This is a genomic window from Streptomyces sp. NPDC006368 (assembly GCF_040612535.1).
In the GTDB taxonomy this organism is placed as follows: domain Bacteria; phylum Actinomycetota; class Actinomycetes; order Streptomycetales; family Streptomycetaceae; genus Streptomyces.
The window spans coordinates 156,513-169,028 of the sequence record NZ_JBEXQK010000010.1 but is presented as its reverse complement, the minus strand read 5'-3'; the positions used below and the strand labels follow the sequence as shown (position 1 = coordinate 169,028).

At 70.2% G+C, this 12,516-nt stretch carries 11 protein-coding genes and 1 riboswitch; of the genes, 3 read left to right on the top strand and 8 right to left on the bottom strand.

Translation table 11 applies throughout. The annotated features are described in order from the left end of the window. Window positions 1-126 precede the first annotated feature (126 nt). From ABZZ38_RS11390 to ABZZ38_RS11355, 8 genes are all read right to left on the bottom strand, one after another. A complete protein-coding gene (locus ABZZ38_RS11390) occupies window positions 127-1,242 on the bottom strand; it encodes a dipeptide ABC transporter ATP-binding protein (protein ID WP_356738182.1) in 1,116 nt (371 codons plus the stop codon). Further along, on the bottom strand, window positions 1,239-2,330 hold the full coding sequence (locus ABZZ38_RS11385; protein ID WP_356738180.1) for an ABC transporter ATP-binding protein: 1,092 nt from the start codon (window positions 2,328-2,330) through the stop codon (window positions 1,239-1,241). Before ABZZ38_RS11385 ends, ABZZ38_RS11390 begins: the two co-directional genes overlap by 4 nt. Then, on the bottom strand, window positions 2,327-3,334 hold the full coding sequence (locus ABZZ38_RS11380) for an ABC transporter permease (RefSeq protein ID WP_356738178.1): 1,008 nt from the start codon (window positions 3,332-3,334) through the stop codon (window positions 2,327-2,329). Before ABZZ38_RS11380 ends, ABZZ38_RS11385 begins: the two co-directional genes overlap by 4 nt. Before the next feature lie 81 nt (window positions 3,335-3,415). After that, window positions 3,416-5,167 (bottom strand): ABC transporter substrate-binding protein, encoded by a 1,752-nt coding sequence (locus ABZZ38_RS11375; protein WP_356738176.1) that lies wholly within the window; start codon window positions 5,165-5,167, stop codon window positions 3,416-3,418. 62 nt (window positions 5,168-5,229) lie between these two features. After that, the gene (locus tag ABZZ38_RS11370) at window positions 5,230-6,228 is read right to left on the bottom strand and encodes an ABC transporter permease (RefSeq protein WP_356738174.1); all 999 of its coding nucleotides are present in this window, start codon (window positions 6,226-6,228) and stop codon (window positions 5,230-5,232) included. 281 nt (window positions 6,229-6,509) lie between these two features. After that, window positions 6,510-7,322 carry an enhanced serine sensitivity protein SseB C-terminal domain-containing protein gene (locus ABZZ38_RS11365; protein WP_356738172.1) on the bottom strand — a complete coding sequence of 271 codons (813 nt, stop codon included), beginning with the start codon at window positions 7,320-7,322 and terminating at the stop codon, window positions 6,510-6,512. Between the two features lie 46 nt (window positions 7,323-7,368). Continuing rightward, complete coding sequence (locus ABZZ38_RS11360; RefSeq protein WP_356738170.1) at window positions 7,369-8,109, bottom strand: enhanced serine sensitivity protein SseB; 741 nt, start codon at window positions 8,107-8,109, stop codon at window positions 7,369-7,371. Window positions 8,110-8,169: 60 nt separating this feature from the next. Further along, on the bottom strand, window positions 8,170-8,910 hold the full coding sequence (locus tag ABZZ38_RS11355) for an AAA family ATPase (protein ID WP_356738168.1): 741 nt from the start codon (window positions 8,908-8,910) through the stop codon (window positions 8,170-8,172). 367 nt (window positions 8,911-9,277) lie between these two features. After that, a riboswitch (glycine riboswitch) is annotated at window positions 9,278-9,370 on the top strand. A gap of 155 nt (window positions 9,371-9,525) precedes the next feature. Between ABZZ38_RS11355 and gcvT the strand changes: the two genes are divergently transcribed. The 3 genes from gcvT to glyA are packed head-to-tail and all read left to right on the top strand — an operon-like array spanning window position 9,526 to window position 12,383. Then, on the top strand, window positions 9,526-10,656 hold the full coding sequence (gene gcvT / locus ABZZ38_RS11350; RefSeq protein WP_356738166.1) for a glycine cleavage system aminomethyltransferase GcvT: 1,131 nt from the start codon (window positions 9,526-9,528) through the stop codon (window positions 10,654-10,656). Between the two features lie 58 nt (window positions 10,657-10,714). Next, the gene (gene gcvH, locus ABZZ38_RS11345; protein ID WP_356738164.1) at window positions 10,715-11,092 is read left to right on the top strand and encodes a glycine cleavage system protein GcvH; all 378 of its coding nucleotides are present in this window, start codon (window positions 10,715-10,717) and stop codon (window positions 11,090-11,092) included. Between the two features lie 31 nt (window positions 11,093-11,123). Next, entirely contained in the window at window positions 11,124-12,383 is a 1,260-nt protein-coding gene (glyA, locus tag ABZZ38_RS11340) for a serine hydroxymethyltransferase (protein WP_356738162.1), read from the top strand. Window positions 12,384-12,516: the final 133 nt, after the last annotated feature.

Sequence of the window (12,516 nt, the reverse complement as noted above, 5' to 3'; positions counted from 1 at the left end):
CGCGACCGCACCGCGGCGCGACCGGGCCCCGGAAACAGGGGCCCTCCCCGGTGGCGCCGCGGGCCGCCGTCGGCGCGCGGTGCCGGAGACGTGGGGCGGCCGGGCGCCCGGCGCGGCGCCCGGGCGTTACGGCTGCTTCGGCGAGGCGGGGGGCTCCGGTGCCGACTTCGGGGTGGCGTCGACGACCTCGATCGCCTCCCTGGCCGAGGGGAGGACCTTCTCGCCGGGGGCCTGGTCCGGGGCGTTCTCCGGGTGGTGGCAGGCGACCCGGCGGCCCGGCTGGAGTTCCAGGAGCGGGGGCTCCTGGGTCCTGCAGATCTCCGTGGCCTTCCAGCAGCGCGTGTGGAAGCGGCAGCCGCTCGGCGGGGCGATCGGCGACGGAACGTCGCCCTTGAGCAGGATGCGCTCGCTCTTGGCGTGGCGGCGCCTGGGGTCCGGGATGGGGACCGCCGACATCAGGGCCTTCGTGTACGGGTGCATCGGCGCCTCGTACAGCGACGTCCGGTCCGACAGCTCGACGATCTTGCCGAGGTACATCACCGCGATCCGGTCCGAGACGTGCCGGACGACCGACAGGTCGTGGGCGATGATCACGTACGTGAGGCCGAGCTCCTCCTGGAGGTCGTCCAGCAGGTTCACCACCTGCGCCTGGATCGACACGTCGAGGGCGGATACGGGCTCGTCCGCGACGACGAGCCTCGGCTTGAGCGCCAGGGCGCGCGCGATGCCGATGCGCTGCCGCTGGCCGCCCGAGAACTCGTGCGGGTAGCGGTTGTAGTGCTCCGGGCTCAGCCCCACCCGCTCCAGCAGGCCCTGGACCTCCTTCTTGACGCCGCCCTCCGGCTCGACGCCCTGGAGCCGGAAGGGCGCGGAGACGATCGCGCCGATGGTGTGGCGCGGGTTCAGCGAGCCGTACGGATCCTGGAAGATCATCTGGATGTCGCGCCGCAGCGGGCGCATGCCGCCGGTGCTCAGGTGTGTGATGTCCGTGCCGTCGAACTCGATCCGGCCGCCGCTCGGCTCCAGCAGGCGCGTGATGAGCCGGCCCATCGTCGACTTGCCGCACCCGGACTCGCCGACGACGCCGAGGGTCTCCCCGCGGCGCACCTCGAAGTCGATGCCGTCGACGGCCCTCACGGCACCGGCCCGCCGCTGCAACAGGCCCTTCTTGATGGGGAAGTGTTTGACCAGCCCTTCGACCTTCAGAAGGGTGTCGTTCGTACGCGTCGGTTCGTTGGTCACAGCTTCGGCGCAATCTCTTCGGTCCAGATCCGCGTGCGCTCGTCCTGCGACATGTGGCAGGCGGAGAAGTGGCCGGAGCCCACCTCACGCAGTTCCGGGCGCTCGGTGCGGGTGATCCCGCCCTTCGGGACGTCCGCGTACGGGCAGCGCGGATTGAAGGCGCAGCCGCTCGGCACGTTGATGAGGGACGGCGGCTGGCCCTTGACCGGGATGAGCCGGTCCGTCTGCTCCCGGTCGATGCGGGGCATCGAGCCGAGCAGGCCCCAGGTGTAGGGGTGCTGGGGCTCGTAGAAGATCGTGTCGACCGGGCCGCGCTCCACGCACCGGCCGCCGTACATCACCAGGATGTCGTCGGCGATCTCGGCGACCACGCCCAGGTCGTGCGTGATGATGACGACCGCCGAGCCGAACTCCTTCTGCAGGTCGCGGATGAGGTCGAGGATCTGCGCCTGGACGGTCACGTCCAGGGCGGTCGTCGGCTCGTCGGCGATGAGCAGTTCGGGGTTGTTGACCAGCGCCATCGCGATCATCGCGCGCTGGCGCATGCCGCCGGAGAACTCGTGCGGGTAGGAGTCCACCCGCTTGGCGGGCTCCGGGATGCCCACGCGGTCCAGGAGCTCGATGGCGCGGGCGCGCGCGACCTTCCTGGTCACCTTGTTGTGGACGCGGTACGCCTCCACGATCTGGTTGCCGACCGTGTAGTACGGGTGCATCGCGGACAGCGGGTCCTGGAAGATCATCGCCATCTCGCGGCCCCGCAGCCGCCGTACCTCGTCGGGGTCGGCGTTCACCAGCTCCTTGCCGTCGAGCCAGATCTCGCCGCTCATGCGGACGTTCTTGCCGCGCGCGCCGAGCCTGTGCAGGCCCATGATCGCGAGCGAGGTGACGGACTTGCCGGAGCCGGACTCGCCGACGACGCCGAGGGTCTTGCCCTTCTCCAGTTGGAAGGACAGCCCGTCGACGGACTTGACCAGGCCGTCGTCGGTCGGGAAGTGCACCTTGAGGTCGCGTACGTCGAGGAAGGCGCGCGGTTCGGAGGTGCCGGAGCGGTCGTCCACCACGGCGCCGGTCTTGGACAGTTCGGTCATGACACCCTCACGCGCGGGTCGACGACGGCGTACAGAAGGTCAACCACGAGGTTGAGGAAGACGACGAAGAACGCCGCGAGCAGTGTGACGCCGAGGATCGGCGGCAGGTCGTTGGCGACGATCGACTGCACCGCGTACTCGCCGATGCCGTGCAGCGAGTACACCGACTCGGTGATCACCGCGCCGCCGAGGAGGAGGCCGATGTCCATGCCGAAGACGGTGACGATCGGGGTGAGCGCGGCCCGCAGACCGTGCTTGGCGACGACCCGCCGCTCGCGCAGGCCCTTGGCCCGGGCGGTGCGGATGAAGTCCTCGCTCATCGCCTCCAGCATCCCGGAGCGGGTGAGGCGGGCGTAGATCGCCGCGTACAGCAGGGCGAGGGAACACCACGGCAGGAAAAGGGTGTTGGCCCACTGAGAGGGGTTCTCGGTGAACGGGACGTACGTCCGGCCGAAGATCTCCAGCTTGTAGCTGAAGAGCAGCAGGAACAGCTGGGCGGTGAAGAAGATGGGCAGGGAGACGCCGGCGAGCGCGCCGCCCATGGCCGCCCGGTCGAAGAACGAGCCGGGCTTGAGGGCGGAGATGACGCCGACGACGATGCCGGACACCAGCCACAGCACGGCCGCGCCGATGGCGAGCGAGATGGTGATCGGCAGCCGGTCGACGAGCTGCGGCCAGACCTCCATGTTGGTCTTGAAGGAGTAACCGAAGCAGGGCATGTCGCACCGGACGGTGCTGGGGCCCCGCTCGTAGGTGGCGCCGGAGACGATCCCCTTGATGAAGTCCCAGTACTGGAGGTAGACCGGGTCGTCGAGGCCGAGGTTGCGCTTGACCGCCTCGATGTCCTCGGGCGTGGGGTTCTTGCCGATGTACTGCTGGGCCAGCTGATCGGCGGTCTGTCCGGCCAGCTTCGGCAGGATGAAGAAGATGCCGAAGGTGACCGCCGTGACGACCAGCAGCAGGATCACTGCCGCGATCAGCCGGCGGATGATGTACGAGATCACGGGGACCGGCGCCGGTGCCCGCGGGCCGCACCGTGGATGCGGGGGCCCGCGGGCACCAATGCCTTCACCTGCCTTCCGGGGCTACTTCTTCGTGGTGCCGATGTTGAGGTAGTCGTACTGGCCGCTCCAGGCCGCCGAGGCCACCATGTTGGTGCCCTGCGGCGAGCGGTAGTTCAGGACCTTGAAGTAGGCCAGCGGGACGATGACCGCCTGCTCCATGGTCTTCTTGTCGACCTCCAGGTACGCCGCGTTGCGCGCGTTCTCGTCCGTGTTGGCGATGGCGTCGTCCAGCAGCTTGTTGATCGCCGGATCGTTCAGCTCGGAGAGGTTGGTGTTGCCGGACTGGCCGATGGCCTTGCCGTGCACGACCTGCTGGAGGAAGCCGTAGCCGGTCGGCCAGTCGGCACCCCACTGCATCATGAGCAGGCCGATGTTCTCCTTCTTGGTGAAGGACGGGACACCGGCGTAGTCGGAGAAGTACTTCGACGACGGGTACTGCTTGATCTTGGCGTCGATGCCGACCTTCTTCAGCGACGCGACGACGGCGGTGGCGGCGTCGACCTCGGTCTGGCGGTCGCTGCGCGCGGAGATGAAGGTGGAGATCTTCTCCTGGCCGCAGGCCTTCAGGTGCTGCTTGGCCTTGGCGACGTCACCCTTGTCGCCCTCGGTGGGGTACAGGTCGAACTTCTGGTGGCCGGGCAGGTCGTTCGGCATCACCGTGGAGGCGATGTCACCGCGGATCGGGCCGCCCATGGAGGTCTGCACGGAGACCTTGTCGACGGCGTACTGCACGGCCTTGCGGCACTCGACGTTGTCGAACGGCTTCACCTTGGTGTTGATCGCCGTGTAGACGAGCCGACCGCCGTAGGTGTTGTCGGTGTTGGCCTTCAGGTCTTCCTTGGCCAGGATCTGGGCCTGGGTCTGGGCGTCGACGCCGCCGCCCTTGAGGTCGGCGATGATGTCGCCGGACATCAGGTCCTTGTCGATGGTGGCCTGGTTGACCTTGAGGTTCAGGACGATCTTGTCCGGGTACTGCTTGCGCAGCGGGTCGGTCTTGGCGTCCCAGTGCTCGTTGCGGACGAGGACGACCTGCTTGCCGTCCTGGTAGGTCTCGAATTTGTACGAGCCCGAGGAGACGACGGACTTGGTGTAGTCCGAGCCCTTGTCCTTGGCCTTCGGCACCGGGGCGGTCTGCGGGGCGCTGACCAGGTAGTCGAAGTCGGCGAACGGCTTGTTGAGCTTGAAGACGATCGTGTGGTCGTCCGGCGTCTGGATGGACGCGAGGCCCTTGTCGCTCTTGTCCTTGTACGGACCCTTGTACTTCGTGGGGTCGTCGAGAAGCTGCTGGAAGTAGTTCGGGCCGTTGGACAGCACGTCACGCGCGAAGTTCGAGCGCTCGACCGCGTACTTGACGTCCTTCGCCGTGACCGGCGTGCCGTCGTCGTACTTGACACCCTTGCGGATCTTGTACGTCCAGGTCTTGCCGCCGTCGCTGGGGACACCCATGCCCTCGGCGAGGTCGGCGACCAGCTCGTTGCCCCCCTTGCCGGGGCCCGGCTTGAAGGTCGTCAGCGGGCGCGCGTACAGGCGGCTGAAGTTGTAGAGGAAGGAGTAGTACGTGTTGCCCGGGTCGAACGACTCGGGGGCGTCGGCCATCGCGTAGGTGACCGTTCCGCCCTTCTTGTCCGAGGCGTTGACGACACCGGTGGTGGCCGCGTCGGCCTTGGCGTTGCCCTTGTTGGCGCCGTCGCCGCCGTCCGCCTTGCTGCAGCCCGCGAGGAGCAGGCTCGCACTGCTGACGACCGCGAGTGCGGCCACTGCTGACCTTCGCATAATGGTCGAACTCCCCTTTTTGTACGGAAACTTGATCGGGACCGGACCCGGTCCGGCAGCCTTCAGCGGCTGCGCGGGTCGAGGGCATCCCGAAGGCCATCACCGAGCAGGTTGAAGGCCAGTACGGTGATGAAGATCGCGAGGCCGGGGACGAGCATGAACTGCGGGTCGACTTCGAAGAACGCGACCGCCTCCCGGAGCATGCCTCCCCACGAGGCCTGCGGTGGCTGGATCCCGACGCCGAGGAAGCTGAGCGACGCCTCGAAGATGATGTTGGTCGGAATGAGCAGCGTGGCGTAGACGGTGATCGGCCCGACGAGGTTCGGCAGCAGCTCGCGGAAGAGGATGTAGGGCCCCCTGGCGCCCATCCCCCGCGAGGCGTCGATGAACTCCCGCTCGCGCAGGGCGAGGGTCTGCCCGCGCACGATACGTGCCATGTACGGCCAGTTGAAGAAGCCGATGACGAAGATCAGCACGCTGATGTGCAGCGGCAGGCCTTCGAGTCCGAAGGCGCCACCCTGGAGGGTCGCCGAGATGGCGATGGCGAACAGCAGCAGCGGGAAGGCGAGGAAGGTGTCCATCAGCCGGCTGATGACGGTGTCCACACGACCGCCGTAGTAGCCGGCGACCAGACCGAGGACCACGCCGATGACGTTGGACAGGACCGTCGCGCCGAAGGCGACGACCAGCGACACCCAGGACCCCTCGAGGATGCGGGCGAGGATGTCGCGGCCGAACTTCGGGTCGACGCCGAGCGGGTGATCCCAGCTCATTCCGCCGAAACCACCCTTGGGCAGGGAGGTGTTGGGGTCGACGAGGTCCTGCTGGAAGGCGTTCGGGTCGAGGCCCAGCATCGCCTGGAGCGGCCGGGAGAGCACCGCGACGAGGACGAGCAGAATGACCACCACGCCGCCCGTGACGGCCATCCTGTCCCGCTTGAAGCGGTTCCAGGCGATCCGTCCGAGTGAACGGCCTTCGATCTGCTTGGACTTGACGCCTTCAAGTACGGCCTCAGGCGGTGCTCCGGCCTGCGGTCCGGTGGTCTCCATGGGTGCGGTCATCGTCCCTCGTGCTTGCCCGTGCCGACGGTCGCCGACAGTGCTCGACAGGCCGCCCGGGTCTGCGGTGCGGTCCGTTCAGAGGGTGCGGAAATGCGTTGCACGCATGTACGACGCCCCCTGATTGGGGGGAGTCTTCAATGGGTTCACGATCACCCGCCAGACCTCACCGGGAATGTTTGCGCAACCGTGATGCGGTCCGGTGGCTTCCGTTATGCGGACGCGGTGATCGTGTCAGCGGACCAACTCCGCAGGTATGGAACCTAATCGGACACGCGGGCGCGTCAGCCGCGGGGCGGGTAGCCGTACCCCGTACCGGGCGGGCCCGGGACCATCGGCGCGGTGGCGTGCGCCTCGCGGTCGTAGAAGGGACGGGCGTTGGCCCGCAGCCACATCGCGACCGGGTCGTACTCGTCGGACATCGCGACCGTCGACACCGGCAGGCCGTCCGGGACCGCCGCGATCGACTGACGCATCATCGCCTGCACCGCGTCCACGGACGCCTGGCTCGTGTCGTACAGGTCGAGACCGATGGCGAGGTACGGCGAGCCGAGCGACGGCTGCACCCAGGCGCGGCGCAGCGAGCGGACCGCGGGGGTGCGGTGCGCGTTCTGCGTGAGCAGGGCGTAGAACTGCGGGACCTGGAGGGCCGGTTCGGACAGCTTGAGCGGCCCGGCGGGCATCCGGTCGAGTCCGGTGGCGATGCGGCGCAGGTCGGGCCAGGGGATGCCGACGCCGCCGCCCGGGGCGTGCGGGTTGAGCCAGATGCCCCAGCGGTCGGGGTAGAGGGCGCGGGCGATGTCACGGCCGGTGATGAGCTCGTGGGCGCGGTTCCAGCCGGAGACGGCGAGTTCCTGGGCGGAGGTGACGCAGGGGGCGTACCCCAGGCCGTCGACCTCCATGTTGCCGTACTGGGCGTCGGGCGAGCCGGCCCGGCCGTGCCAGAGCAGCATCCAGACCGGGCCGTCGGCGAGGGCCGCCAGCAGCGCCTCGTACGCGTCGTAGCGCCCGGGCGTCACCTGGCTCAGCAGCTGCTCGACCTGCCCGGCCGCGTGCCCGGCGGCCTGGCCGGCCGCCGCGGTGCCTTGCGCGCTCACCCTGGGTCCCGCCCCTCTTCGATCCACCGCACCAGCTTATGCGGGCTCAAGGCCGCTCGCGCTGGTAGAACGGCCGCACCTTCTCCAGCATCCAGTCGCCGACCGGGTCCTGCGCGACGTCGAGCAGGACCAGATTGACCGGCCACGGGACCTGGACGCGGCCCAGCGCCCGGCCGAGCGCGTCCATCGGTACGTTACGGTCGGCGCCCTCCCATGAGGAGAGCTGGACGCCGACGAAGAGCGTCGGGGCGTCGCCCTCGATGCTCGCGAGGGCGCGGCGGGCGCTGACCACGACGCCGGTCGCCTCGAACTCGGCGGCGGCGGCGGACAGGAAGTCCACCGGGTCCTCCTGCCAGTCCGGCTCGAACAGCCGCACCCGGGCGCCGCTCGCCGGTCCGTCCAGCGGCGTGCGGCCGGCCCGGCACAGCTCGGCGACGGCGGCCGGCGGCAGGGGCGCTCCGACGGCGCCACCGGGGTTCACGGCGATGCCGAGCTGCGGGGGCAGACCGCGGGCGAACTCGACGGCGGGCGCGACGGTGTACGCCATGTGGGCGCCCACGCACCGCAGGAACTGCTCCTGGGAGCTGAAGACGGGGACGTACGCCTGGCCGTCCAGTTCCAAGGTCGGCAGGTCGAGGTCCGGGCTGTCGGGCCCGCCGCCCTTGGGCAGGGGAACCCAGACCTGGCTGCGGCCGAGCACCTCGACGATGCGGCCCCCGGCCGCGGGGTTGCCGAGCGAGGCGGCGAGGACCTCTTCGAGCTCATTGCCCGGCCATGCGGTGTCCACTGGTGATCCCTCGTCCTTCCCCCGTGCGGTGCTCTCGACGCCAGCACCCTAACGTTCCGCTCAGCCGAAGGTGATCCGGGTCAGCGCCGCGGCCGCCGGGCGGTCCAGCAGCACGGCCGACGCGCAGCCGCCCGGCAGGACGCCCCTCTCCGCGTCCCGCACCAGCCGCCCCACCGCCCTGCGGTGCCGCGCGAAGGCGTACCCGGACACGCCGCGCCCCCGGTCCCGCTGCCCCGCGCGGGCCACCTCGGGCGTGACGTCCAGCAGGACGAGGTGCAGGGCCTTGCCGCGCCGCCGGGCCTCGCGCGCCAGCCAGCGCCGCACCCACACCTGCGTACCGCAGTCGTGGACGACCACGCTCGCGCCGGAGCGCAGGGCGTGCCACAGGCCGGCGTAGTGGGCGATCCGGGCGAGCGGGCGGTAGACGGCGTACGGCAGGAAGCGCGGCATCCGCCGCTCCCACCGCTCCCGGGCGTCCTGCGAGTCGATGCCGCGCCCGTGGGCCGTACGGGCGATCAGCGTGGACTTGCCGCTGCCGGGCAGGCCGGAGACGACCACCAGGTCGCCGGCGGCGAAGCCGAGCACGCGCGGGCAGCGCCCGTCCCGGTCCCGCAGGTCGCGCGGGACGGCGGGCGCGGCCGACCGGCCCCGCGCGGACACCGCGGCGGGCACCGCGCCGCCCCGGCCGGCGGGCCCGGCTCCGGTGACCGCGCCGGCGGCCGCTCCCGTCACGGCGCCGCTCGTCGCGCAGGCACCGCCGCCCGGACCACGCCGGGGGGACCCCCACCGCTGCAACGTCATCGCTCACTCCCCCTGCTAGGGCCCTGTCCGGCTGATCCTGCCGTGCTCGCGTGCCCTGGCGCGGTGCCCAGGGCTCCACCCGGGGACATCCCCGGGCGGCGTTGTCGTCAGTCGCCAAAGCTCCGCGGTGGCTCGTTTCTCCGCCGTGCGTCCGTCCGCACCGCGGCGACCTCGGCCGCTCGCGGCGGGCCGCTCCCTGATCCGGCCCGGCCGACCGGGCCGGACGCGGGGTTCGGCCTCTCCGACCCTTGCCCAAGAAGTGTAAAGAACGGGTAATAAGGCACAAGCGATTTGCCGAGCGGACCCCTCGTGCAATGATGTGCGCGCCGGCGCACCCACGTGCGCACACAACCGCATACCGGCCGTTTGAATCCGCGCGGGAGAGTCCCGGGTCCCGCCCGGGCGCCGAAGGAGCAAGTTCCTCCCTTGAATCTCTCAGGCCCCGTACCGCGTGGATGAGGCAGATCTGAAAAGCGGGCCGCCGTGGCGGCTCCACCCAAGGTGCAAGCCGAAGGCCCCCCGTACCCCGCGTACGTCACGGTCACGGTGAACCTCTCAGGTTCCGATGACAGATGGGGAGGACCGTCTTCGAGCCATGCCCTGGGAGCCCTATCCATGAGCACTGCCCCCCGCCTCACCGCCCTCGATGCCGTGCATCGCGCGCTGGGCGCCACCATGACCGACTTCGCGGGCTGGGACATGCCGCTGCGGTACGGCAGCGAGCGCGACGAGCACAACGCCGTGCGGACGAAGGCCGGACTGTTCGACCTCTCCCACATGGGTGAGATCACCGTCACCGGACCGCAGGCCGCGGACCTCCTGGACTTCGCGCTCGTGGGCAACATCGGCAGCGTCGGTGTCGGCCGCGCCCGCTACACGATGATCTGCCAGGAGGACGGCGGCATCCTCGACGACCTGATCGTGTACCGGCTCCAGGAGCGGGAGGCCGGGTCTTCCCACTACATGGTCGTCGCCAACGCCTCCAACGCCCAGGTGGTCCTCGACGCGCTGACCGCCCGCGCCGCCGGGTTCGACGCGGTGGTGCGCGACGACCGCGACGCGTACGCGCTGATCGCGATCCAGGGCCCCGAGTCGCCCGGCATCCTGAAGTCGCTCACCGACGCCGACCTGGACGGGCTGAAGTACTACGCCGGGCTGCCCGGCACCGTCGCCGGCGTGCCCGCGCTGATCGCCCGCACCGGCTACACGGGCGAGGACGGCTTCGAGCTGTTCGTGGAGCCGCAGCACGCCGAGAAGCTGTGGCAGGCGCTGACCGAGGCCGGCGCGCCGGCGGGCCTGATCCCCTGCGGGCTGTCCTGCCGCGACACGCTGCGCCTGGAGGCGGGCATGCCGCTGTACGGGCACGAGCTGACGACGTCCCTCACCCCCTTCGACGCGGGCCTGGGCCGGGTGGTGAAGTTCGAGAAGGAAGGCGACTTCGTGGGCCGTGCGGCCCTGGAGGCCGCCGCCGAGCGCGCCGCCACGAACCCCCCGCGCACGCTGGTCGGCCTGATCGCCCAGGGCCGCCGTGTGCCGCGCGCCGGGATGGCCGTGGTGGCGGGCGGACAGGTGATCGGCGAGGTCACCTCCGGCGCGCCGTCCCCGACACTCGGCAAGCCGATCGCCATGGCGTACGTCGACGCGGCGCACGCCGCGCCGGGCACCGAGGGCGTCGGGGTCGACATCCGCGGTACCCATGAGCCGTACGAGGTCGTGGCGCTGCCCTTCTACAAGCGCCGCAAGTGACCACCCGCACCACTCCCCCGTTCACCACCACTCCCCCGCGTACAGGAGAATCCCAGTCATGAGCAACCCCAAAGAGCTGCGCTACAGCAAGGAGCACGAGTGGCTGTCGGCCGTCGAGGACGGCGTCTCGACGGTCGGCATCACGGAGCACGCGGCGAACGCCCTCGGCGACGTCGTGTACGTCCAGCTCCCGGCGGTCGGCGACACGGTGACCGCGGGCGAGACCTGTGGTGAGCTGGAGTCGACCAAGTCCGTCAGCGACCTGTACTCCCCGGTGACCGGTGAGGTCGTCGAGGCGAACCAGGACGTGGTGGACGACCCGTCGCTGGTGAACACCGCTCCCTTCGAGGGCGGCTGGCTCTTCAAGGTACGCGTGAGCGAGGAGCCGGAGGACCTGCTCTCCGCCGACGAGTACACCGAGTTCTCCGGCTCCTAGGCCGCAGGCCCCCAGGCTAAGGATCTTCCCGATGTCGCTTCTGAACACCCCTCTCCATGAGCTGGACCCGGATGTCGCCGCCGCCGTCGACGCCGAGCTCCACCGCCAGCAGTCCACCCTCGAGATGATCGCGTCGGAGAACTTCGCTCCGGTCGCGGTCATGGAGGCCCAGGGCTCGGTCCTCACCAACAAGTACGCCGAGGGCTACCCCGGCCGCCGGTACTACGGCGGCTGCGAGCACGTCGACGTGGTCGAGCAGATCGCCATCGACCGCATCAAGGCCCTCTTCGGCGCCGAGCACGCCAACGTGCAGCCGCACTCCGGCGCGCAGGCCAACGCCGCCGCGATGTTCGCGCTGATCAAGCCGGGTGACACGATCATGGGTCTGGACCTGGCCCACGGTGGTCACCTGACCCACGGCATGAAGATCAACTTCTCCGGCAAGCTGTACAACGTGGTCGCGTACCACGTCGACGACGCCACCGGCCAGGTCGACATGGCCGAGGTCGAGCGGCTCGCCAAGGAGACCAAGCCGAAGCTGATCGTGGCCGGCTGGTCCGCCTACCCGCGTCAGCTCGACTTCGCCGCCTTCCGCCGTATCGCGGACGAGGTCGGCGCGTACCTCATGGTCGACATGGCGCACTTCGCGGGCCTGGTCGCGGCCGGGCTGCACCCCTCCCCCGTGCCGCACGCCCATGTGGTCACCACCACGACGCACAAGACCCTGGGCGGCCCGCGCGGCGGTGTGATCCTGTCGACGGCCGAGCTCGCCAAGAAGATCAACTCCGCGGTCTTCCCGGGCCAGCAGGGCGGCCCGCTGGAGCACGTGATCGCCGCCAAGGCCGTGGCCTTCAAGGTCGCCGCGACCGAGGAGTTCAAGGAGCGCCAGCAGCGCACCCTGGACGGCGCCCGCATCCTGGCCGAGCGTCTCGTCCGGGCGGACGTCACCGAGCACGGCGTCTCGGTCCTGTCCGGCGGCACCGACGTGCACCTGGTCCTGGTCGACCTGCGCAACAGCGAGCTGGACGGCCAGCAGGCCGAGGACCGCCTCCACGAGGTCGGCATCACGGTCAACCGCAACGCCATCCCGAACGACCCCCGGCCCCCGATGGTCACCTCGGGCCTGCGGATCGGCACCCCGGCCCTGGCCACCCGCGGCTTCCAGGCCGAGGACTTCACCGAGGTCGCCGACATCATCGCCGAGGCGCTGAAGCCGTCGTACGACGCCGACGCCCTCAAGGCCCGGGTCGCGACTCTCGCCGCGAAGCACCCGCTTTACCCTGGTCTGTAGCCCTTACCGGGTTACGTAGGTAACAGACTGAAATGCGGGGCACCGCGCACACTGGACAGTGAGTGCGGTGCCCCGCCCCTTGCCCCGCCTTTGCCCCACCCCGCGTTGCCCCTGCACCACCCCGGCAGACAGC